Origin of the sequence: Lysinibacillus sp. NPDC097287, assembly GCF_044761695.1 — a bacterium.
Classification (GTDB): domain Bacteria; phylum Bacillota; class Bacilli; order Bacillales_A; family Planococcaceae; genus Lysinibacillus.
This window is the reverse complement of sequence record NZ_JBIWCX010000002.1, coordinates 87,186-108,871: the sequence shown is the minus strand read 5'-3', so window position 1 is coordinate 108,871 and position 21,686 is coordinate 87,186. Positions and strand designations below refer to the sequence as shown.

The following is a 21,686-nucleotide window of genomic DNA, read 5'->3' as shown; positions in this document are numbered from 1 at the left end:
TAGATTACCATGAAATACAATTAATGTAACCAGAATGGATAAACTATTCTGAAATTATAAGTTTGTGTAAGGATATTTGTTAGAATTCTTTTTTTCACAAAAAAAAAGCCAGCATCATGCTGACTTTTAATCTTTATGCAAATACATAACTCTCCATATTATCAATTGTATTTTGAATAGCTTCTTTTAACGATCGTTGGTGCTCTCCACAAAGAGTAATTGCTTCTTCTAACGTGATTGCTGCATTGGCGATGAATGGCGCCATTTGCAAATCTTTCGCTAATTGAATAAGTACAAGTGCTTTGTTCCATTTCCAGCGCGCATTCGTAGGATCTAGTTGAATTGCTTGCTCTAAATAGCCAAGTGCATCAAATGGCATCCAGCCAAAGCGATGCATTGTTTGTCCTGTTATTCCCCAGTACAATGCCTTATTAGGATTCTCTTTTACAGCTTGTGTGAAGCAATGTACGCTTTCATTGTAATGATGTGCGAATAAGAATAACTCACCTTGCGTGAAGAAAGACTGAGCCTTCTCATCTGCTGTACCTGTTTTTGCTATTTCTTCAAGCTCCTTCACTCGTAACGTAAACTCCGCTTCTTCCTTTATAGCACGAATTTCTGCCACTAAATCTGATGACAGGTAGCTTTCATCGGCACGTTCTTCCTCCTGACTCACAACTGCCTGTGTTGGCTTCGGATATGCGTCATACTCGTATTCTTCTAATAAAGAGATATATTTATCTGCTAATTCCTTTTCATGTCCATCCGTTACTTGTTTAGCAGCTTCATAGCACTTCATCAGCTCACCATTGAAAAAATAATCATCCATTGTCATACATATTCCCCCGTTATTCACAACTTGTTTCTGTAAGTATAGTATACACTACGAAAACACAGCACGATAAAATGCTCTGATAAATTAGAAAAATCCCTTACAACTAACTTGTAAGGGATCATTTACTATCTTATTTTAATACTTCAGCATCAAAGAACGCACGTAAATCAGCCTCTGGTAATGCTCCTACAAAACGATTTACTTCTTTACCATCTTCGAAACGAATGAATGTTGGTGTAGCTTCAAGGTTGTACTTCTCCCATAACTCACCATATTCAAGGACATTTAATTGATTAATATCGATTTTAAGTTCATCAGCGATTGGCATTAATACCGGTGTAAACGCTTGGCAGTGTGTACAAGTTGGACTGAAGAAGTAGGCATTCACATCTTCACCTGCAGCAATTTTTTTCTCAAGTTCTTCTGGTAACATAATGTTTTGGTAATTTTCATCATCTAATTGATCTATTGTTTCTTGTTGTAGCTCTTTATCGCCGTATGGATTATCAACGCTTGATAGCTTTTTATTGTTCGATACATTTGTTAAGACAATCACCGCTGCAAATAACACAACTATAATCGCTCCGATAACTAGAAGCTTTTTCATTAGTTTGTATTCCTCCCTTTATGACACTAAAACATCCTATTTTTAGTGTATTCGTGACTGATTATAAAGTGTTTTCAAATTATAGTAAACTAATTTGTCTTTAGCCATAAGCTTTTACAATATTTCATCATAATTCAATTCAATTTTGGAATCCTATTTATATAAAAACAAAATGAATGTGAAGTGATTGCATGAAATCCTCTATCCAGCATATTTTTCAAATTTATAAAACAGATATCAAGAACATCTTAACCAATTGGGTAACAGCAGTTATTATTAGTGGTCTGGTCTTTTTACCTTCTCTTTATGCATGGTTTAACATTTACGCTTCAATGGATCCATATGCAAATACAGCTAATATGAAAATCGCTATTGTCAATGAAGATTCGGGAGCATTCGTTAACGGTAATGATTTAAATGTAGGTAATGAAATTATCACGAATTTAGCGGCAAATGAAAATTTTTCTTGGCATTTTACTTCGAGAGTAAAAGCTCTAAATCAATTAGAAAATGGTGACTTTTTCGCTGCCATTATAGTACCCAATGACTTTTCACAAAATTTAACTTCCATTATGACCGATACACCTACAAAAGCCCAGATTGACTATTATGTAAATGAAAAAATCAATCCTATCGCACCGAAAATCACTAGTAAGGGTGCTAGTGTGATAACAGGTCAAATTTCAAGTGAATTTGTATCAACAGTTAATGGCACGATTTTCGATATTTTTAATACAGTTGGTATCGAAGTGGAGAAAAAAATCCCTGATATCAATAAATTCGAAAATTATATCTTTACCATCGAACAGCATTTACCTGAAATCGAATCAAAACTAACGCAAGTAACCCACGATGCAAAAGAAGCCATAAAACTAGTTAATGGTGCCATGTCGCAGATTCCTGAAGTACAAAAAGTCACTGATAATGGTCTTTCCTCTATAGATAGCGGCTTAACACTTATTAATAAAGTAGACACAATGCTGCAAAATTTAACGCCCCTTGTCAAAGAAAATTCAGCGACAATAAAAAAAATAAAGACCGAATTTAGCCAACTACTTGAGAGACTTCAAAATACAAATTCAAATGGCACTACTATTAATCAAATTCAAAAACAACTAACAGAAGCACAGCAACTTGTAAAAAATAGTATTCAATCTATGGAGACACTACAAAAAGTCACTAGTACCGAATCAGCAGCACGCGAACAACTAGAAAAGTCTATACAAAATACAATTACACAGTTACAACAAACTACTTCTGAAGAATCAGCAAAAGTAGAAAATAATAAGTTAATTCAACAACTGCAATCCGTTCAAAAACAATTACAAGCGAATTCAAATTTAGCAGATTATACTTCCAAATCACTTACTCAGCTCAATCAATTAAAATCATTGTTAACGGAAGTGTCTAACAATGTCCAACAGCTAGATAAAACAGCTAGTAATAACGAATCCATCAAAAATGATATTGCCCATTTACAACAACTTGCACAAAATATTACGAATCATTTAGATCAATTTTTTAACAACTACGTCAATCAACTAGAACCCAAAATAAATTCAACTTTAGCTGGGGCAAAAAACACACTAACAAGTGCCTCTACGATGTTAACAAAAGTGAAAAATATAATTCCACAGGCAGCACAACTATTACAAAATACACAAGGGCATTTATCGTCTGCCTCGAATATACTCGACCAAGTTCAACCCAATCTCCCATCATTAAATAAGAAATTTGTTGAACTAGCACAGAAGCTTCGTACTTTAAACGATGAAGCAGATATTACCGAAATCGTTCAATTACTAAAAAACGATGTCAATGCAGAACGAGACTTCTTTGAGGAACCCATTAAATTAGAAGAACATAGACTGTTTCCTATTGCTAATTATGGTACAAGTATGACACCTTTTTACACGGTACTCTCGATTTGGGTAGGCTGTTTACTACTAATTTCACTCCTTGCGGTGGACATACATCATGGACGCGCATATAGCATAAGGGAAGTATATTTTGGACGCTTACTAACATTTGCAACGCTTTCCTTATTACAAACAATCATTATTGCAATAGGCGATATTATATTGTTAGATGGCTCTATTCACGCTCCACTTTACTTTGTACTCTTCGCGCTCTTTATTAGCTTCGTATTTGTAACCATTGTCTACACCCTTGTGACCGTATTCGGGAACGTTGGGAAGGCTATGGCAATCGTAATGCTCGTCTTGCAAATCGCTGGTTCAGGTGGGACATACCCTGTTGAACTTTTGCCTAAGTTCTTTCAATTTATAAATCCATTTTTACCATTTACGTATGCGATTGAAATGATGAGAGAAGCTGTCGGAGGTATAATCTGGAGTAAAATATTTATGGATGTAGGTGTACTGTTATTTGTATGGCTCTTCTTTATTCTTTTTGGTTTCTTCTTTAAGAAGCTACTAAGTGAAAAAATGGATATATTAATGAGGAAATCCAGAGAATCTAATATATTCCACTAAATGTTCTTATCCTTCTATCAGCATCCATTCAAACCATGGTATAATGTGGGCATTGTATACTTGTAGGAGGTATTATACTTGAAAAAATTAGCATCTATTTTTGCTGTATCCTTATTAATCTTAAGTGCTTGTGGCACAGAAAAAAATAAAGATGAGCATTCTGAAGAACCTGCAAAACAAGAAGCTTCACATGAAGGGCATGAGCATGCTGTCGGTGATATTCAAGAAGAAACCGCTAGCGCAGAAGTCTTACCTTCCTTTTTAGATAGCCAAGACGAAAACATTCGATTAATCTATCAAATCGCAGGGCAAAGTACTGAAATTTTAGAATGGATTCCTTGCTATTGTGGTTGTGGTGAATCAGTTGGTCATAAAAGCAACTTAAATTGCTTCATTCAAGAAAAACGTGAAGATGGAACAATCGTTTGGGATGACCATGGTACACGTTGTCTTGCTTGTCTTGAAATTGCCTTACAGTCTGCAAAAATGCATAAAGATGGCATGAGCCTAAAAGAAATCCGCAATGCAATCGATGAGGCATATAAAGAAGGCTACGCAGAACCAACACCAACAAAAATGCCAGCATAAAAAAGAGTCGCCTAAGCGACTCTTTTTTCATTCTTTATCCTCATCTATCTGATTTTTTCTCTTTTTACGTAATATGATAAGCCCTATGACCACTATTAACAACGCAAATTCAGCAATCAACACGAATGAAGTCCCACCATCTTTTTCATCAACCACTTGTATAGAGGAATCTAATCCCCCTGTCGCAACGACAAATCGTCCTTCCTTTGTCTCAATAGCGGCTGTGGTTTTTTCATTTGATTCTATTAAATGAGCCAGGAAATCTTATTATTAAGTTTCTCTATTTATTGCATATAAAAACACAACTTTTGCAATTATAATACAAAAAAATAAATAATTTGCGAACAAAAAAAGATGTCTAAAAATAGACATCTTTTTTGTATATTGGATTTTCATTTTCTCTACTTATTTCACAAGTTTTAATACTGTTTTAAAATGCTCATGATCCGCTCTTTGCAGTAGCTCATATAAAATCATTTCTGTACTCGTTGGCAAAATACCTAGTGCCTGCATTTTTGCTAACCCTAGTTCTTTATTCGCACCCGTACGCGAAGACACTGCATCCACCACGACTTCAACCTCATAGCCCTGCTCTTTAAGCTGCCTTGCTGTTTGGTAGACACAAATATGTGTTTCAATGCCTGTAACAATGAATTTCGTACGACCACTTGCTTTGACTGCATCTATAAATGCCTGTTCTCGACATGCACTAAAGTCCATTTTAGCAATTGGTTGGCCTTGCATATGCTGTGCAATATTCAGAGCTGTCCCGCCTAAACGACTCGGGTTTTGTTCAAGCCAAAGGATAGGTACTTCTAGAGCTTGCATTGCTTGTACGAGCTTTGAAACATTTTGAATAACTTCCTCACTATTATCTACAATTGTTGCTAGTTTGCCTTGTACATCGATTACAACAAGACAGGCTTCTTCTACTGTAAACATCACACAACACTCCCTATTTTAGATTTCACCTTTATTATAGCGAAAGTCACTCTATTTATCATTTTCATAAAATAGTATGCTACCGTAAATAAAAGGAATCTGTACTAACATTCTTGAATATTACTTTAAGAACCACAAGAAAGGAGCCAACTCTAGATGCATGTATCGTCGCACTTACCTTTAACTAGGGGATTTCAATTATATGACAATATCCATTTCGGATGGCTGCTAAGCATCAGCCTTGGCATCTACTTACTGACGATGTATTACCGGCAAACCTCCCTATCTACACGCCTAAAAACACGGAAATTTCTAGCCTGTATCATCTTGACTATGGAGATTTCAAAGGATTTATATCATATTTCACACGGAACATTTTCATTTTATTATCTACCATTCCATTTATGTAGCCTAGCAATATTCATTGTTTTTTGGCACGCTTTTCGACCAACTAAAACGAATTCTGAAATGCTCTATGCCCTTGTATTGCCAGGTGCACTTGCTGCCCTTATTTTTCCTGAATGGACGACAACAGCAATCTTTTCTTATATGCATAATCATAGCTTTATCATACATGGGTTGTTAATTGCCTATCCGATTATGTTACTAACTAGCGGTGAACATGTGCCAAATTGGCGCCAATTACATAAAGTAGCGATCGCATTGGCTATTACCGCATTCCCGATTTACTTCTTTAACAAGTATTATGATTTGAACTTTATGTTCTTAAATACCCCCTCCCCCGGCTCGCCTCTTGTATTACTAGAACAGTGGCTTGGAAATCCTGGCTACTTAATCGGCTTTGCAGGGATGATTGGTGCAGTGTGGTTTCTAATGTATATGCCTATCAGTATGATGAAAAATGCAAAAAAAAGATAAACATATAGGGTTAGCAATATTTTCGCAATAACTTTTTAGTACAATGAACAGATAGTTATAGTGAAGGAGTTACAGCAATGAACAAAACAGTATTAATAATAGAAGATGAAGAATCCATTACGGATATTTTAGCGTATGCTTTGCGAAAAGAAGGCTTTATTGTCCATAGCGCTTCTTCAGGAAAAGCTGCCTTAACTCGCTTTGAAGGTGGAGATATCAACCTAGTGATTTTGGATTTGATGTTACCTGATACGACAGGATTTGAGTTGTGTAAAAAACTAACAGCCACAAGTAATGTTCCTATTCTGATGTTGACTGCACGCGATGATATTGTCGATAAATTACTCGGCCTTGAGCTCGGTGCTGATGATTATATGACAAAACCCTTTGATTTACGAGAGCTCATTGCACGCGTAAAAGTTTTGCTTCGCCGTCAACCTATTGAAAGTATGTTTCATTATTTAACGATCAATGATGCAATTAAAATCGACCCACGTGCTCATTTAGTTTATAAACATGATGACATCGTGACACTAAAACCTAAAGAATACGAACTTCTGTTATTGTTTGTGCAAAATAAAAATCGAGTATTTACGAGGGAAGAGATTTTGGACACTGTTTGGGCGATGGATTTTGAAGGCGGGCTTCGTACAGTAGATGTACATGTTCAACGAATTCGAAAAAAGTTAGGGTCTACGATAATCGATACTGTTTTTGGTACAGGTTATCGGATGAAAGGATACTAAGTGATGAGATGGACCATTCGAAAGAAATTTTTTCTAGGGTTTTTATTATTATTTACAATTGCAGCACTGCTCTTTAATGAACTATTAGAAAAGACGATTGAAAACAATACTATGACCGTCATTCAAAATGATTTAACAAAGTTGCAACATACTTCAAAAGAATATATTAAGCAGTTCTCACAACTACACAGTGCTAAAGATGACTTGTTTATTGAGTATGGCAGTACAATTGCCCAGGAATTAAGTAAACTCCATGCGCAAAGTGTCGCCATTTATAAAACAGACGGTCAGTTTTTATATGAAGCAGTACCATTCAACATACCTATTCTCAAGGAAAATCAAAAATATGAAACCAATATTGACGAAAATAGCAGTAACGAACTACAACAAGCTTTTCAAAATAAAGCTGCCTATACGCCTAAAAAACTAACAGAGGGTACGATAATTTACTTTGCCTACCCTGTTTATATTCAAGACGAATTTTACGGTGTGCTAAGGTTCACGGGAGACTATTCAGAAATGTACAAGCATAATCAACAACTACTAAATAGCTTTACATTACTCACGATTATATTATTCGTCGGCGTTTTTGTGATTTCCCTTTTATTAACAAGCCAAATTATTAAGCCTTTACGTACGTTGACCCATGCCACAAAACGAATTGCAGATGGTGATTACAGCGTGAATACATCTATCAATACATCCGACGAAATTGGTGAGCTCTCAAAACAATTTCAGCACATGCAAAACGAAATCCGTCAACAGATTCACGTAATCGAATCGGAAAAAGAAAAAGTATTAGTACTCGAAAAAAAGAGGACTGACTTTTTCCATAATGTCACACATGAGTTGAAAACGCCTCTTGCGACAATCTCTGGGTATGCCCAAATAATTGGTGAAAAAGACTTTGATGACTCACTATTTTTAGAAAAAGCCGCACATAAAATTCGTTCAGAAAGCGATCGTTTGAATGACATGGTTTCGCAATTACTTTCGTTTTCAAAAGCCCAGTCTGACACTACATTAAAAAGTTTCGAAGTATTTGATTTGTTTCCGCTAATCCAGTCCATTTGCGAAGATTTACAATTGAAAGCCACTAAATACGCGATGCCTATCCATGTAACTGGGAAATCATTTATGATGAATGGCCATAAAGATGAAATGCGACAAGTCATCATTAATGTTATCGATAACGCGATTAAACATGGGTTGTCCAACCATCCAATCGAAATCTGTGTAAATGATAGTATCACAATAATGAACCATTGCCAGCCGATTCCTCCTGACATTATTGCACATGCCTTTGAACCTTTTATTCATACTGCAGCCAAGGGGAATCACGGACTGGGACTTTTCATTTGTGCACAAATTATCGAACAGCACAATGGGTCTATTTCATTTAACTACCAACAACCGTATGCCATCATCGAAATTAACTTGCCTAAGTTGGCAACAATTCGGCAATAACTGTTTGCTGTTTGGCAATATCTATTTCCTATGATAGATATGAGCACAAAACAGTTTAGAGGAGGAAATTAACATGAAAAGAAAGTATTTAGGGATCGCTGCTTTAACAGTAGCAAGTATTATGGCAGCGGGATGTTCCTTATCTGGGGAAGCAAATACACAGGAAACCGTAACGATAAATGAGGATGTACAATTAGATAGTTCGCTAGCGGATAGTAAACTAGCCGTTGCACATACATCCACAATTCCAGTGACGGAAAATGCAGATTTTAGAGGCTTTCGTGGCGAGCACATTTACTATACTAAAAATGGCACTACAAATACTTTGAATCTTGACACACAAGAAGAGAGCAAACTTGCGGATCAGGAGTTTTTTGCACTATCTGAAAATGGTAATCGCGCCCTATCTAGAATAGATGATCAAATGTATGTTTTAGACTTTGCCACGAAGACAGAAAAATTAATTGAAGAAGGTTCGGAAGAGTATTTATATTTCGCAGATGATAAAGGAAAAGAAATTTATTATGTAGAGTTTAGGGACAAGTTTCAAGTCCATGTCATCAATGTTGATTCATCAGAAGTTGAGACTTGGGATTTAACAAATATTCTCAAATGGGACAACTTTTCATTAACTTCCATTAAACAAGATGATGAAGGAATATATGTAGTAGGCGATTCTATTGAAAATGGTTTTGGATTGTACCATGTAAACCATGACGGCAAGATGAAAACGATTGCTAACTTAACAGATATTGAATCTATGGATCATTATGATTTTATCGATTCCAATAAAATCATTTTCAATGATACCTATAAAGGAAAAACAGGTATTTACTTACTGAATTTAGAGTCAAATGAAGTTACACAATTAGTTGCAGGAGGAAAGGATGATGAAGGGATTTGGACTCCATTTTACAAGTTATCTCCTGATAAAAGTAAAATCCTTTTCGATACACCAGTACAAGTAGGCGATGAGTATAAAGGTAATGTTTATATGGCCGAGCTTGTGAATGATCAGCTTGTTAATACTGTGCGCATTATGGAACAAGCCGAATTAGGTTCTGTTATTATGAATTCAGGCCATTGGAGCTCAGATTCCAAAACGGCTTATATAAGCACGTCAAAGCCTCGTAGTATGATCATTGATGCCATTGAAGTATTTACGATTCAAGAATAGCTGTCACCTTATGTCTACCAACCTACACATCATAAAATATAGGAAGATCCATGTAATTGGATCTTCCTATATTTTTTATGCCCCTCTAATAATATCTAAGCGTTTATTTATTTTTTTACGAAGGAGATTAAATAATGATTTTTTCAAAAAGCCGTTCGTATTATTGTATTTTTCAAAGAACTCATCAGGGCTATCATAAACCCCTAGTTTATCTGTAATTGAAAAACTTTGAATATATGTGCTTAGCCCACGCCAACATACATTCAGTTGTTCTTTTTGTTCGACAGCAATACCGTAACCTATATAGCCACCATCTAATCGACAAAGCCTATCCTTTACTTGATGCAAGTAATTGTCGTCGATAATCACACCTTCCAAAGCTACCCAATCCCCTTCAAAATATACTTCCGTCCATGCATGTACAATTTTCTTTGGGGCAAACAAATAAGTAATTCCAGTTAAAGCACCCTTTTGCATTTTTTTATCGATGTAAAAACCATGAATGCGACATGGGATATTGACTGTTCGTAATAGTGCCATTAAAAGCGTGCTTTTTGTATTACATTGACCATAACCATCCTGTAATACTTGCGAAGCCGAAAGATTGTCGCTACTGTTATAGCCAAATTTAATCTCATTTCTGACAAAATCATATATATTCGAGATTTTTTCGTTTTCTGATAAATGATGCCAACCTTTTCGCCTGACTAGTTGCTGAATACATGGATTATGGAAATCCAACATCACTGTATCCTGTAAATTACTATTCATTATCATCACCCCCTATACTTCAACTATAAAGGGATTTATTTTCTTAAACTTTAAAATAGATGCTATCTTTCTTAATCGCTCTTGGGCTCATACCTAATTTGTCTCTGGCACTTCTCGTAAAATGTGAAGAACTATGAAAACCCGCTTCGATTGCAGCATCCGTCAATTTCATGCCAGTAAATATTAACTTAAATGCTCTTTTAAGTTTTTCATGCAATAAAAAACTCGTTATAGAAATGCCCATTTCAGCCTTAAACAAATGAGACAATCTACTTTCTGATAGAAATACTCGTTCACTTAACTGCTTTATCGTAATTTCGTCAAATTGTGAATTTCCGATATAATCGATTACTTGCTGAATACGTGGATCAAGGGGCGAATGTGCGTCTATTTTATTTAACTCTAATGCTTCCATTAGATATTTTAGAAACTGCTCATATTGTAGGAGATTTTCAATTGATTTTATCTTTGTGATTACCTCCATGTCTATGTAATCAAACGTATATATATAATTATCCCTTAGCTTTTGGCTTAATGCTTCACCAAATGAAGATTCTGGATTGACTAATATATATAATTGCCAGCCATTTGTTCCTTGGATTTTATGTGGTTTATTAGAATCAATAATAACCCCGGTTGTCTGGAGTACTTCTTTTTCAATTTCAACTGTAAATGGCTTGTCGAGCGCTAGTGTTACTTGAATATAATGATGCTGATGAAAATCAGTGTCTACCTTATTTGTATAAAAAGTAATATGATCTTCTAAGAAAAACAAGAACAGCTTATGACGGAAATCATGCTTACCCATGTTATCCCCCTCCATTTACTCGTTAACTTAACATGATTGATTCGCCAGTTGAGAAAGTATTCAATTTTTCTTTTAAAACAGTTTTGAGCATTTTAAATGCTTTGGGACCTGTACAATGGCACGAGTAGATACAATTGATTGGCATATCGTTTAACTTACGACCAATCGCAATAACTTCCTTCTCTGTTTTCCCCAATGTATTTAGAATAGGTATTCCGATTAAATGGAATCCACCAATTATCGTATCAATCTTTTTGTTTGGAAATTTCTTTAATGCCACTTCAGCCATACTTACAATTCCATGATGACTACAGCCACTAAATAAAATTAATCTCTTCTCTCCTTCAAAAACTAACATAATTTCATGATTAAAATCATCTAGCTCTTTTGGAATTCCTTTATAAAGATTTTTTGTAAAATCGTTTGTTGGACTTAAATTAATAATATGAATTCCCTTTGCAATTTCCATATCTCGATTCATGAAATTTAAACGACCTCCATAAATATCCTGTATAGCGCTACTTGCACCAACTTTATGATAATAGCCACCGATTTTAAGCCAATGTGGTTCTAACGCATATTGTGATAAATATATTTGGGCATGCTTATTCACTTCATTTAGATTAGGTAATCCACCAATGTGATCAGAATGTCCATGCGAAATAATGACTGAATGTGCTTTATTCAAATCTATTCCTAATACTTTTGCATTTTTTATATAGGTACTATCTGGCCCTAAATCAAAAATAATATTCCTTTCTTCAGTTTCTATATACAAGGACAAGCCGTGCTTTGCCGTTAACTGCTTGTCTTGTTTAGTATTTTCAAGGATTGCTGTTATTTTCATTGCTACCATCCCCCATTATATAGCTATTTGATCCTATCAATTTTACCTACTTTGATAGATTATCCAAGATAAAAAAGAATCTAAGTACTACAGATACTTCGCCATCGTAATATCCGTATTTTTATAACCAGCCTTTTCATATAGAGCGATTGCTGTTGTATTGTGGGCAAATACGTGTAAGGCAATTTTATGAATGTCGAGATTTTTAGCGACTTCTTCTAATGCCTCTAGCGTCTGTTTCCCATATCCCCTTCCACGAACCTGTTCAAAAATCACGAAATCTAAAATAAATGCAGATTTCCCCATCAACGTTTCATTCAACTGAAACCATAAATAACCTACTTTTTGCCTTGTCTCTCCAATCAAAATGGAATAAAGGTATTCTTTTTCCGTGTCTACACCATTCGGCAATAATCTCTCAAACGATTCTTTGGACAACTGCTCTGCCTCCGCTTTCGCCCAGGTACCTGCTGCAACTTTATCTGATGCATAGTCAGTAATGGCACTTGCCAAATAATCTTCGAAATCGAAATTGCTCATTTTTTGTAATTGAATCATTTCAATCATCCCCATTCAGTTATTCATTCATCGCGAATATTTGTAAATTCTCGCTATGTTAATAGTTAAATTTTATAACATTTAACCATTTACCACCACATTTCCGGATGACATCTTTAGATAACAAAAAGAGGAAAACTCCAATCCGACAGTTGAAGCTCACCTCTTTCTTATAAACTAGTATTGACGTTTTTTACAAATAATTATTGGCAATAACAGTATGATCCAAAATATGATGACCAGACCAATAAAGCCGATGATATAATACTGTTCCCCTAAATATTGCTCGAGTAGCATCAATGGTGTCCCTTCCGCAGCTTTGTTGACGAACATAAAATTCGTCCCCCACACTACATTCAAAACATAAACAAATGGAACGGTAACACATAAAAATACAATCGGCTGCCACATTTTACGTATGGACAACTGTAATTCTTTCGCTTTTAACATCGTCACAGGATAAGCGAATAATAGAAGATGAAATAAAAAACTATGAAAATGCAAATAGTTAAACGCTGATACATCCGTCCAATCCGGTGTTAAAAGTGACATGAATGCACCCGGCATCGTCAAACAATAAAGTAGCATATCCATGCTATTACCTTTCAACAACGCATGTGCCAATACGATGAAAATGCCCAACCCACAAAGATGGAATGGCAACGAACCATACCAAAACGCATCTTGTCCTACTAACACTAGATTTTTAATACACTCAAGCATCAAGATAACAAGCGCCCATATCACTCGAATTTTTCTTCTTTTTTCCAAACCCACCTGGCTATAAATTTTATATAAAATAAAAATAACAATTGCCGTTAACATCAACCAGCTCATATGATACCAATCAAATAATCGAAAGCCATTATCTAATGATTGGAACCTCTCTATTACCATACTAAACACCTCTCTTCATTATGAAAAAGATAAATGTTTCCCCTATTCTCTATTTTATAAATTGCACGAGAATTGTGTGCATGGTTAGCCGATAAATGCTGAAATTTACTAGGTTGAATTACGTTTTACTTCATTTTAATCCTTCAAAAATAAAATATTGAGAATACTGTCTTTTCTCTTGAGAATTAAGTTATAATTTCATATAAAGAGATTTCATCAAACAAACAAGGAGTGTACAATTTTGACACAACGTGCATACAATTTTAACGCAGGCCCTTCTGCTCTTCCCGTAGAGGTATTAGAAAACGCGCAACAACAACTAGTAAACTTCCGTGATTCAGGCATGTCTATTATGGAAATGAGTCACCGTAGTGCTATTTTTGACGAGGTACATAACGATGCGATTGCCCGCTTGAAAAAACTTTACTCAATTCCTGAAAACTATGAAGTGCTATTCCTACAAGGTGGAGCAAGCCTTCAATTCACAATGATTCCTATGAACTTCTTACAAGCTGATAAACAAGCAAGCTACATCATGACAGGTGCATGGTCTGAAAAAGCATTTAAAGAAGCAAAATTTTTCGGCACACCTGTACAAGTAGCTAGTACAAAAGAAAAACAATATCGTAATATCCCTGCACTTGCAGACATTCATTTCAGTGCTGATGATGTATACGTACATTTAACATCAAACAACACAATTTACGGTACTCAATGGAAAGAATTCCCTGAAACAGGTGATGTTCCATTAGTAGCAGATATGTCTAGTGACATTTTGTCTAAACCAGTTGATGTAAGTAAATTCGGTATCATTTATGCAGGTGCACAAAAAAACCTTGGTCCTTCTGGTGTGACAGTTGTGATCATCCGCAAAGATTTACTAGAAAAAGAGAATGCTAACGTTCCTACAATGCTGAAATACACAACGCACGCTGACAGCAACTCTTTATACAACACGCCTCCTACATTCGGTATTTATATGTTAGGTGAAGTATTGAAATGGGTTGAAGAAAAAGGCGGCGTAGAAGCAGTTGCGAAGCACAACGAAGCAAAAGCAAAAGTCATTTACGATGCAATCGACAACAGCAATGGCTTCTATACTGGTCATGCAACACCTGAAAGCCGTTCATTAATGAACATCACTTTCCGCGTTGCTGACGAAGAGCTTGAAAAACAATTCCTAGCTGAAGCAAAAGCAGCTGGCTTTGTAGGCTTAAACGGTCACCGTTCAGTTGGCGGTTGCCGTGCATCAACTTACAATGCTGTACCATTAGAAGCATGTGAAGCATTACGTGACTTCATGGTTGAATTCCAAAACAAACACCAATAAGGAACAAATGCGCTAAAGCGCTTGTTCACATCCGACAAGCTGCTTGCGAGCCCGAAGCGAAAGTAAACGCTCCACCGCTTTCGCCCGAGGGAGCAGACCGCGCCTCGAGGATGTAGCGCTTTAGCCTAGACGACAATGCCCTAGGTTATCCACAGGCAAAAAATCTATAATTTCCTTAACATTAAAAAAACGACGAATGATTACAGTTTGTAATCATTCGTCGTTTTCTTGTTTTAAATGAGCTAATCAATTCCACCAATACTTCATCTCTTTATAGGTAACATCCCATAACTTCACATTGCCTTTAATTGATAGCTTAAGTTCATATACTTCGTCTAACATAAATTCGGAAGAGCCAACCCGATTTTCTCTGTTAACAGAATAAACATCCACCTCTTCTCCATTAACAGAAATAATGATTTCTCCCTCGAAGTCACTTACATGATCAGGAATCCCATAATTTAAAGACAGTAGAATATCTTTGCCCTCTAATAAGTAAGTGAAAATTTTTGTTGTCTTGTCCTCACTACTATATAGGTTTATTTTCGGCTCAATTTTTTCCTGTTCAATTTCAAAACTAAGGAGATTTTCATCCATTAGTTCATTTAAAGCTGTAACGGGACCTTCTACTTTTGCGAACGCTTTGTTCATCAACTCTGAAAAGCCTATGACTCCAATTGAAAGGATAACAACCGCCATACCTGTGACTACAAGATTTCTCCTACTATTTTTAGAACGAAACCCTATTTTATACGCACAAAAACCTATACCAGCACCTATTGTATTTACTATTGCATCCATCAAATCAAAACTTCCTAAAAAAGTGAGCATTTGCAAAGTTTCTAGTACTAGAATTGACAAGAAGAACAATGAAATAAATCTAGAAAATTTACATCGATATAGCATAGGGATCAATATACCAAACGGAATAAATCCTGCTAAGTTACCAAAGTTAAACAACCATAGTTGGAAATATGCCAAATCATCCATAGTCGGAAATTTTAAAGGAATACTAGTAGGAATAATATAATAATGATACGCATGATTGCTCATTGCTGCACCAGGTCTACCGAAAGCCAAAAACATAAAGTACAATATCAATGCTGAATAGATGATCAATATAGTAAAGATTATCTTTTGTTGCTTCGTTCTCATTTTACCCCTACCTTATATATTATAAATAGCATAAATTTACTATAACATTCTGTATAGGCAGTGTAAAATAGTGAGACAAAAAAAACCTTTTAATCCTCATATTTACTTTCATTTTCGTACCTGAGCATTCGGTAGCCCACACGTATGTGTGTTTGTATATATTTTGGATTAGCTGGATCCTCTTCGACTTTCTTCCGCAATGTTGCCATAAAAACGCGCAGACTAGGAATGTCTGATTGAAGGAAGTCTTGCCATACCTCTTTCAATAAAAAATTATGCGTCAGGACTTTACCTACATTCTTAGACAGTACGACCAACAGCTTATACTCCATAGGCGTCAAATGGACTTCTTCTCCACCCACAAAAACTGTATTTGCCAAATAATCGATTCTTAAATTCCCGCTAACGAACACCGGTTGTTCTTGGTCCACATTACGTTCACTTGCACTCCTCCTTAGTGCAACTCGGATACGAGCTAGTAATTCATCTACACTAAACGGCTTCGTTACGTAATCATCGGCGCCCGCATCGAGGCCATTGATTTTATCAGATTCTTCACCTCGGGCACTTACAACGATAATAGGCGTTTGAGACCAACTTCGGATTTTTTGAATAATATCGATGCCATCCATATCTGGTAGCCCTAAATCTAAAATGATCACATCAGGCTTCATCGAAATTGCCTTTTGCAATGCACTTTGGCCGTCTTGTACAATGGCGTATTCATAATTCTGAGTAGATAATGTCATCTTAATAAGATTTCCGATAGCTACATCGTCTTCTACCACAAGGATTCGTTTACTCATCAATATTCACAACTCCTTTTTTAAGAGAAAAATTAAAAACGGTACCTCTTGGGTAATTATCTGCAACCGTTAGTTCGCTCCCATGTAATTTTAAAATAGTTTGGCACAATGCTAGACCTAGTCCGAGACCTCTCCTGCTGTCGCTTCGCTGTGCTTTTCCTGTTGTAAAAGGTTCAAAAAGTTTCTCTTTTAACGAATCTTCAATACCCGCTCCATTATCCCTGAAGCTAAAGTGTACAGAATTGCCGATTTCCTTTGCCGTTAATATTATCTCGCTTCCTGCTGGTGTATACGTCAACGCATTATCAATAATATTGATCATCACCTGCGTAATGAGTCGCGCATCCATCAAAGCCAATAATAAATCTGGCTCAACAGAGTAAGTTATGTTGTGCGTATTGTTTAAGCGAACAACATGTGACATTGCTTCTTGAATAATATCTTCCACTAGTTCAGGTTGCTTCTCAATAGCAAGATGTCCATCATCAAGCCTTGATACGGCTAGCAAATTTTCTACCATTTGCACGAGCCATTTCGAGTTGCTATAGATGTCCTGATACAGTTGGACTTTCTCTGTATCCTTAACCTGCTCCCCTCTTGTCATCAATATCTCGGCATTTCCCGCAATACTTGTTAGTGGCGTCCTCAAATCATGGGATATTGCGCGCAAAAGGTTTGTTTGCATTTGTTCAAGCTCCGCCTCACGAACAACCTCTTCATTCAATTTCTGTAAATACCATTTATCAAGAGCGAATGAAAAATCATTGATGATGGCATGTAGAATGTGACGTTCAAATGCTGGCAGTGGCAATTCTTTCGTTAAAGCTATTCCAATAACACCTTTTACATCACCACCAGAAATTAAAGGGAAATAGTACGCATTTACCTCAGGAAATATATCGGTTGTCATGCCTGCTACGTGCTTATTGTTAGCCACCCAGCTAACTACACCACGCTCACTTACATTATTAAACAGTGCAGATACTTCTTTATTTTCTATAACCGTCATACTATCAGTTCGAAAAAAAACAGACGTCACGATCAGTTCGTTTTCTATTTCAAAAAACTCAACTGGCTTATCTACAAGCTTTACAATTTGAGACATACCTTCCGTGATGATCCCATCTTTAGTCTTTGCCTGCTGCAATTTACGATTTGTTTCGAGCAACACTTCCATTCGGTAAGACTTTCGAACAGCAACAACTGCCTGCTCCTTCACTTTCCTCGTCAAACTACTTGTGATGAAACCAGAAATAAACATGATTAAGAATGTCGTTGGATAATCTCGAGCGTATGCTTCTATAGAAAATCTTGGTTCAGTAAATAAAAAGTTGAAAACGAGCACTGAAACCAAAGAACTAATGATGCTCACCACCCAACCTGATGTCCATGTGGCAAGTACTAATACGCCCAAAATATAAATTGTAATAATGTTCGATTCACTAACGCCCATGGCTAAGAACAATAATCCGATGATGGACGCTAAACCAAATACTACAGACATTTTCAGCAAATCCATCCACTCAAACCTTAGTTGAGGTCTTACTCCTGAAAAGCGTCTTGGTTCGTTTTCTACATCGGGTACAATATGTATTGCTAAGTTTGGTACAAAGTCGTTGAGCTGATCGCTTATTTTGGAATTGGGAAGCCACCATTTCTTTTTCATCGCAGTTCTTCCTATCACAAGCTTTGTTACTCCGCTAATTTGCGCATAATTCGCTAGTGCACCTGCTACATCATCTTCATGTACGATTACTACATTGCCACCAAGTTGTTCAGTAAGCTTTATGTGTTGTTGCAGTCGCTCAGAATTCACTTCGTCGGTATCTTTTCTGTCAATTTTTTGTACATAAAGTGCGGTGAATTTACCATGTAGGGCCTGTGCTAGTCTAGCCGCCATCCGGATAACTTTCGCATTGGTTGGTGAACTACTGATTCCTACCAATATATGCTCCTCTAGAGGCGCGTTTTGAACGAGAGGATCGTTCTTATTCGTCTTTTTGAAATATATCGTATCTGCCGTTCTACGGAGAGCGATTTCTCTAAGTGCCACTAGATTTTGTTTTCGAAAAAAGGAATCTATAGCTTTTTCTACTTGTTCTACTTTATAAATCTTACCTTCTCTTAATCTTTGAAGTAATTCATCTGGTTCAATATCTACAAGCTTTATCTGTGCTGCATTATCTATTAAGTAATCTGGAATGCGCTCTCGTACTTTCACCCCAGTAATTTCTTCCACTAAATCTTGTAAGCCTTCAATATGCTGAATATTAACAGTCGTGTATACATGTATACCTTTTGCAAGTAATTCTTCTACATCACCAAAACGTTTAGTATGACGCATTGATGGAAGATTTGTATGAGCCAACTCATCAATTAGTACAATCTCAGGATTACGGTCAAGGACTGCATCAATGTCGAGTTCTTCAAAAAATTTTTCTTTATAATCTATCTTTCTAGTTGGTAGTTGTTCTAGCCCTTCAAGTAAGGCTGATGTTTCTGGACGGGGATGTGGCTCTACATAGCCCACCACGACGTCTTTACCCAGCTTTTTTGCTTGATGGGCAGCATCTAACATCGCGAATGTTTTACCCACTCCAGCGGCATATCCAAGGAATATCTTTAACTTCCCAACTGTTCCTTCTTTTTCTTCATTAATCTTGTCTAAAAATTCCTCTGGACTTGGCCGTCTGTCTTCCATCATCCCTCACCTCTCTTCTATTATAATCCCACCTACCATTAAGAAAGCGTAAAGATTTTAATCTTTATGTGTTCTTAATATAAATGACTATTTCCTAACACTACATTAATTTGAATAGCACTATGATAAAAGCATCGAAGAAAGAAAGGGATGATTCAATTGATGGACATTTATATGATTGGCCTACTAATCATTAGCTTTGCTAGTCTTTATGGTTTAACAGCTTGGTGTTACAAACTTGCAAAAGAGTAAGGAGGAAAAATTATGTGGATCGTGATGGGAGTTCTGATTGTATTGCTATTTGGATATTTGGGGCATGCATTATTATATCCAGAAAACTATTAATTGGCTTTTAGGAGGTCAGGAGTATGTGGCAAATTGCCATTATTTTAGTTGTCTATATACCGCTTGTTATTCTAGCGGGACATTATCTTTTTCGAGTAACGATGAAAGAAAAAACTTGGATCGATCCACTATTGGATAAAGTTGACCATGTTATTTACAAAATAAGCGGCATAAAACAAGATGATATGACAGGTAAACAATATGTACTTGCATTGATTCTTTCGAATGCCTTTATGGTATTCATCGGATACGTTCTATTACGCATTCAATCTGCTTTGTTTTTAAATCCAAATGGAATAGATAATATGGAAGCGACCCTGTCATTTAATACGATTATTTCGTTTATGACCAATACAAATCTACAACACTACAGCGGTGAATCAGGATTAAGTTATATGTCTCAGATGCTAGTCATTATATTTATGATGTTTACTTCTGCAGCAACAGGTTATGCAGCATGCATGGCGTTTTGTCGTTGTTTAGTAGCTAAGACTGATACACTTGGTAATTTCTTTGTAGACCTTGTACGTGTTATTACACGTATATTAATCCCTATTTCATTCGTAGTTGCAATAATTTTAGTAGCTCAGGGGTCGCCTCAAACTTTAAGTGCGAATAAGACGGTACAAACAATAGAAGGAAAGATGCAGGATATCGCACTCGGGCCTGTAGCATCACTTGAATCCATTAAGCACATTGGCACAAATGGTGGTGGTTTTAATGGAGCCAATTCTACGACGCCTTTTGAAAATCCAACTGTTTTTTCTAATATTGTAGAAATACTATCGATGATGTTACTACCTGGTGCTTGTGTTGTCGCTTTTAGTTTAATGGTAGCACATAGAAGAAAGAAAACGCTATTTGGCAAACAAGGATTAGCCATTTTTGCTGCCATGAGCATGCTATTTCTAATAGGGTTAGTTACTGTTACTGTTGCTGAGCGTGCAGGCAATCCACTCATCAGCGACCTCGGGATTACACAGGAACTAGGAAGTATGGAAGGGAAAGAAATGCGGTTTGGGGTCGAACAATCGGCGCTCTTCACTACTGTGACAACTGCTTTTACAACAGGTTCTGTCAATAACATGCATGATACCTTAACACCAATAGGCGGACTTGTGGCGATGTTTAACATGATGTTGAACGTTGTGTTCGGAGGCAAAGGCGTCGGGCTGATGAACATGATGATGTATGTATTACTGACCATCTTCATTGCCTGTCTCATGATTGGTCGAACACCACAGTTTTTAGGAAAGAAAATTGAAGAAAAAGAAATGAAGTTAATTGCCCTTTGTATTTTAATCCATCCGGCTATTATACTGCTGTTTTCAGCACTGGCTGTTGCAACAACGGCTGGCGTAGCTGGTATCACAAATCCGGGTGCACATGGTTTATCGCAGGTTTTGTATGAGTTTGCTTCATCCTCAGCAAACAATGGCTCTGGCTTTGAAGGGTTAGCTGATAACTCGACATTTTGGAACGTAACAACTGGTATTGCCATGTTCTTTGGTCGCTACCTAACGATTATACTCCAACTAGCCATTGCATCACTGCTTGCTAAAAAAATATGGTATAGCGATTCTGTAGGAACATTAAAAACTGATAATGCAATGTTTACTACCCTACTCGTCGCAATTGTCCTACTAATCGGCGCTTTAACATTTTTACCGGCACTGGCACTCGGTCCAATTACAGAACACTTACAAATATATTCTTGATAAGGAGAGACGTA

The 21,686-nt window shown here is 36.4% G+C and carries 20 protein-coding genes; 9 read left to right on the top strand and 11 right to left on the bottom strand.

All coding sequences use genetic code 11. The annotated features are described in order from the left end of the window. Nucleotides 1-133 precede the first annotated feature (133 nt). Both ACIQ2D_RS03585 and ACIQ2D_RS03580 read right to left on the bottom strand, forming a co-directional pair. Entirely contained in the window at nucleotides 134-835 is a 702-nt protein-coding gene (locus ACIQ2D_RS03585; RefSeq protein WP_402859526.1) for a tetratricopeptide repeat protein, read from the bottom strand. Nucleotides 836-965: 130 nt separating this feature from the next. Then, nucleotides 966-1,442, bottom strand: a complete 477-nt coding sequence (locus tag ACIQ2D_RS03580; RefSeq protein WP_402859523.1) for a thioredoxin family protein — start codon at nucleotides 1,440-1,442, stop codon at nucleotides 966-968. A gap of 191 nt (nucleotides 1,443-1,633) precedes the next feature. Here ACIQ2D_RS03580 and ACIQ2D_RS03575 point away from each other — a divergent pair, with 191 nt between their 5' ends. Together ACIQ2D_RS03575 and ACIQ2D_RS03570 are read left to right on the top strand one after the other, a co-directional pair. Then, nucleotides 1,634-3,937 carry a YhgE/Pip family protein gene (locus tag ACIQ2D_RS03575; protein WP_402859520.1) on the top strand — a complete coding sequence of 768 codons (2,304 nt, stop codon included), beginning with the start codon at nucleotides 1,634-1,636 and terminating at the stop codon, nucleotides 3,935-3,937. Nucleotides 3,938-4,015: 78 nt separating this feature from the next. Further along, nucleotides 4,016-4,525, top strand: a complete 510-nt coding sequence (locus tag ACIQ2D_RS03570; protein ID WP_402859517.1) for a PCYCGC motif-containing (lipo)protein — start codon at nucleotides 4,016-4,018, stop codon at nucleotides 4,523-4,525. A 405-nt stretch (nucleotides 4,526-4,930) separates the two neighbouring features. Here the strand turns inward: ACIQ2D_RS03570 and ACIQ2D_RS03565 are convergent, their stop codons facing one another. Then, complete coding sequence (locus ACIQ2D_RS03565) at nucleotides 4,931-5,467, bottom strand: hydrolase (protein WP_402859515.1); 537 nt, start codon at nucleotides 5,465-5,467, stop codon at nucleotides 4,931-4,933. A gap of 156 nt (nucleotides 5,468-5,623) precedes the next feature. On the opposite strand from ACIQ2D_RS03565, the gene ACIQ2D_RS03560 reads away from it, so the two are divergent. The 4 genes from ACIQ2D_RS03560 to ACIQ2D_RS03545 all read left to right on the top strand — a co-directional run bounded on the left by ACIQ2D_RS03560 (nucleotide 5,624) and on the right by ACIQ2D_RS03545 (nucleotide 9,736). After that, nucleotides 5,624-6,346 carry a YwaF family protein gene (locus tag ACIQ2D_RS03560; protein WP_483869742.1) on the top strand — a complete coding sequence of 241 codons (723 nt, stop codon included), beginning with the start codon at nucleotides 5,624-5,626 and terminating at the stop codon, nucleotides 6,344-6,346. A gap of 77 nt (nucleotides 6,347-6,423) precedes the next feature. Continuing rightward, nucleotides 6,424-7,092 carry a response regulator transcription factor gene (locus ACIQ2D_RS03555; protein ID WP_402859509.1) on the top strand — a complete coding sequence of 223 codons (669 nt, stop codon included), beginning with the start codon at nucleotides 6,424-6,426 and terminating at the stop codon, nucleotides 7,090-7,092. A 3-nt stretch (nucleotides 7,093-7,095) separates the two neighbouring features. After that, nucleotides 7,096-8,559, top strand: a complete 1,464-nt coding sequence (locus ACIQ2D_RS03550) for a sensor histidine kinase (RefSeq protein ID WP_402859506.1) — start codon at nucleotides 7,096-7,098, stop codon at nucleotides 8,557-8,559. A gap of 73 nt (nucleotides 8,560-8,632) precedes the next feature. Further along, entirely contained in the window at nucleotides 8,633-9,736 is a 1,104-nt protein-coding gene (locus ACIQ2D_RS03545) for a TolB family protein (RefSeq protein ID WP_402859504.1), read from the top strand. Between the two features lie 75 nt (nucleotides 9,737-9,811). On the opposite strand, the gene ACIQ2D_RS03540 is transcribed toward ACIQ2D_RS03545, so the two are convergent. From ACIQ2D_RS03540 to ACIQ2D_RS03520, 5 genes are all read right to left on the bottom strand, one after another. Continuing rightward, a complete protein-coding gene (locus ACIQ2D_RS03540) occupies nucleotides 9,812-10,507 on the bottom strand; it encodes a transglutaminase-like domain-containing protein (protein ID WP_402859501.1) in 696 nt (231 codons plus the stop codon). Nucleotides 10,508-10,550: 43 nt separating this feature from the next. After that, on the bottom strand, nucleotides 10,551-11,315 hold the full coding sequence (locus ACIQ2D_RS03535) for a helix-turn-helix domain-containing protein (protein WP_402859498.1): 765 nt from the start codon (nucleotides 11,313-11,315) through the stop codon (nucleotides 10,551-10,553). Nucleotides 11,316-11,337: 22 nt separating this feature from the next. Further along, nucleotides 11,338-12,162 carry an MBL fold metallo-hydrolase gene (locus ACIQ2D_RS03530; protein ID WP_402859495.1) on the bottom strand — a complete coding sequence of 275 codons (825 nt, stop codon included), beginning with the start codon at nucleotides 12,160-12,162 and terminating at the stop codon, nucleotides 11,338-11,340. A gap of 87 nt (nucleotides 12,163-12,249) precedes the next feature. Then, nucleotides 12,250-12,702 carry a GNAT family N-acetyltransferase gene (locus ACIQ2D_RS03525; protein ID WP_402860609.1) on the bottom strand — a complete coding sequence of 151 codons (453 nt, stop codon included), beginning with the start codon at nucleotides 12,700-12,702 and terminating at the stop codon, nucleotides 12,250-12,252. A 195-nt stretch (nucleotides 12,703-12,897) separates the two neighbouring features. Beyond that, the gene (locus ACIQ2D_RS03520; protein ID WP_402859492.1) at nucleotides 12,898-13,617 is read right to left on the bottom strand and encodes a YwaF family protein; all 720 of its coding nucleotides are present in this window, start codon (nucleotides 13,615-13,617) and stop codon (nucleotides 12,898-12,900) included. Between the two features lie 241 nt (nucleotides 13,618-13,858). Here ACIQ2D_RS03520 and serC point away from each other — a divergent pair, with 241 nt between their 5' ends. Further along, nucleotides 13,859-14,947 carry a 3-phosphoserine/phosphohydroxythreonine transaminase gene (serC, locus tag ACIQ2D_RS03515; protein ID WP_402859489.1) on the top strand — a complete coding sequence of 363 codons (1,089 nt, stop codon included), beginning with the start codon at nucleotides 13,859-13,861 and terminating at the stop codon, nucleotides 14,945-14,947. A gap of 246 nt (nucleotides 14,948-15,193) precedes the next feature. Here serC and ACIQ2D_RS03510 read toward each other — a convergent pair whose 3' ends face one another. The 3 genes from ACIQ2D_RS03510 to ACIQ2D_RS03500 form a co-directional block, all read right to left on the bottom strand. Further along, entirely contained in the window at nucleotides 15,194-16,102 is a 909-nt protein-coding gene (locus ACIQ2D_RS03510; protein ID WP_402859486.1) for a VanZ family protein, read from the bottom strand. Between the two features lie 89 nt (nucleotides 16,103-16,191). After that, nucleotides 16,192-16,908, bottom strand: a complete 717-nt coding sequence (locus ACIQ2D_RS03505; protein WP_402859483.1) for a response regulator — start codon at nucleotides 16,906-16,908, stop codon at nucleotides 16,192-16,194. Continuing rightward, nucleotides 16,901-19,612, bottom strand: coding sequence for an ATP-binding protein (locus ACIQ2D_RS03500; protein WP_402859480.1), 2,712 nt, complete (start codon nucleotides 19,610-19,612; stop codon nucleotides 16,901-16,903). The genes ACIQ2D_RS03505 and ACIQ2D_RS03500 overlap by 8 nt, the downstream gene beginning before the upstream one ends. Nucleotides 19,613-19,873: 261 nt before the next feature. Here ACIQ2D_RS03500 and ACIQ2D_RS03495 point away from each other — a divergent pair, with 261 nt between their 5' ends. Together ACIQ2D_RS03495 and kdpA are read left to right on the top strand one after the other, a co-directional pair. Next, nucleotides 19,874-19,954 carry a potassium-transporting ATPase subunit F gene (locus ACIQ2D_RS03495; RefSeq protein WP_402860606.1) on the top strand — a complete coding sequence of 27 codons (81 nt, stop codon included), beginning with the start codon at nucleotides 19,874-19,876 and terminating at the stop codon, nucleotides 19,952-19,954. 23 nt (nucleotides 19,955-19,977) lie between these two features. Beyond that, nucleotides 19,978-21,672, top strand: coding sequence for a potassium-transporting ATPase subunit KdpA (gene kdpA, locus ACIQ2D_RS03490; RefSeq protein ID WP_402859477.1), 1,695 nt, complete (start codon nucleotides 19,978-19,980; stop codon nucleotides 21,670-21,672). Nucleotides 21,673-21,686: the final 14 nt, after the last annotated feature.

Coding starts and splice junctions, on each gene's coding strand:
- ACIQ2D_RS03530 (WP_402859495.1), bottom strand. CDS start 12,162: ATGAAAATAACAGCAATCCTTGAAAATACTAAACAAGACAAGCAGTTA.
- ACIQ2D_RS03550 (WP_402859506.1), top strand. CDS start 7,096: ATGAGATGGACCATTCGAAAGAAATTTTTTCTAGGGTTTTTATTATTA.
- ACIQ2D_RS03525 (WP_402860609.1), bottom strand. CDS start 12,702: ATGAGCAATTTCGATTTCGAAGATTATTTGGCAAGTGCCATTACTGAC.
- ACIQ2D_RS03585 (WP_402859526.1), bottom strand. CDS start 835: ATGACAATGGATGATTATTTTTTCAATGGTGAGCTGATGAAGTGCTAT.
- ACIQ2D_RS03575 (WP_402859520.1), top strand. CDS start 1,634: ATGAAATCCTCTATCCAGCATATTTTTCAAATTTATAAAACAGATATC.
- ACIQ2D_RS03560 (WP_483869742.1), top strand. CDS start 5,624: ATGCATGTATCGTCGCACTTACCTTTAACTAGGGGATTTCAATTATAT.
- ACIQ2D_RS03540 (WP_402859501.1), bottom strand. CDS start 10,507: ATGAATAGTAATTTACAGGATACAGTGATGTTGGATTTCCATAATCCA.
- ACIQ2D_RS03500 (WP_402859480.1), bottom strand. CDS start 19,612: ATGATGGAAGACAGACGGCCAAGTCCAGAGGAATTTTTAGACAAGATT.
- ACIQ2D_RS03520 (WP_402859492.1), bottom strand. CDS start 13,617: ATGGTAATAGAGAGGTTCCAATCATTAGATAATGGCTTTCGATTATTT.
- ACIQ2D_RS03545 (WP_402859504.1), top strand. CDS start 8,633: ATGAAAAGAAAGTATTTAGGGATCGCTGCTTTAACAGTAGCAAGTATT.
- ACIQ2D_RS03580 (WP_402859523.1), bottom strand. CDS start 1,442: ATGAAAAAGCTTCTAGTTATCGGAGCGATTATAGTTGTGTTATTTGCA.
- ACIQ2D_RS03495 (WP_402860606.1), top strand. CDS start 19,874: ATGTGGATCGTGATGGGAGTTCTGATTGTATTGCTATTTGGATATTTG.
- ACIQ2D_RS03535 (WP_402859498.1), bottom strand. CDS start 11,315: ATGGGTAAGCATGATTTCCGTCATAAGCTGTTCTTGTTTTTCTTAGAA.
- ACIQ2D_RS03510 (WP_402859486.1), bottom strand. CDS start 16,102: ATGAGAACGAAGCAACAAAAGATAATCTTTACTATATTGATCATCTAT.
- kdpA (WP_402859477.1), top strand. CDS start 19,978: ATGTGGCAAATTGCCATTATTTTAGTTGTCTATATACCGCTTGTTATT.
- ACIQ2D_RS03565 (WP_402859515.1), bottom strand. CDS start 5,467: ATGTTTACAGTAGAAGAAGCCTGTCTTGTTGTAATCGATGTACAAGGC.
- ACIQ2D_RS03555 (WP_402859509.1), top strand. CDS start 6,424: ATGAACAAAACAGTATTAATAATAGAAGATGAAGAATCCATTACGGAT.
- ACIQ2D_RS03505 (WP_402859483.1), bottom strand. CDS start 16,908: ATGAGTAAACGAATCCTTGTGGTAGAAGACGATGTAGCTATCGGAAAT.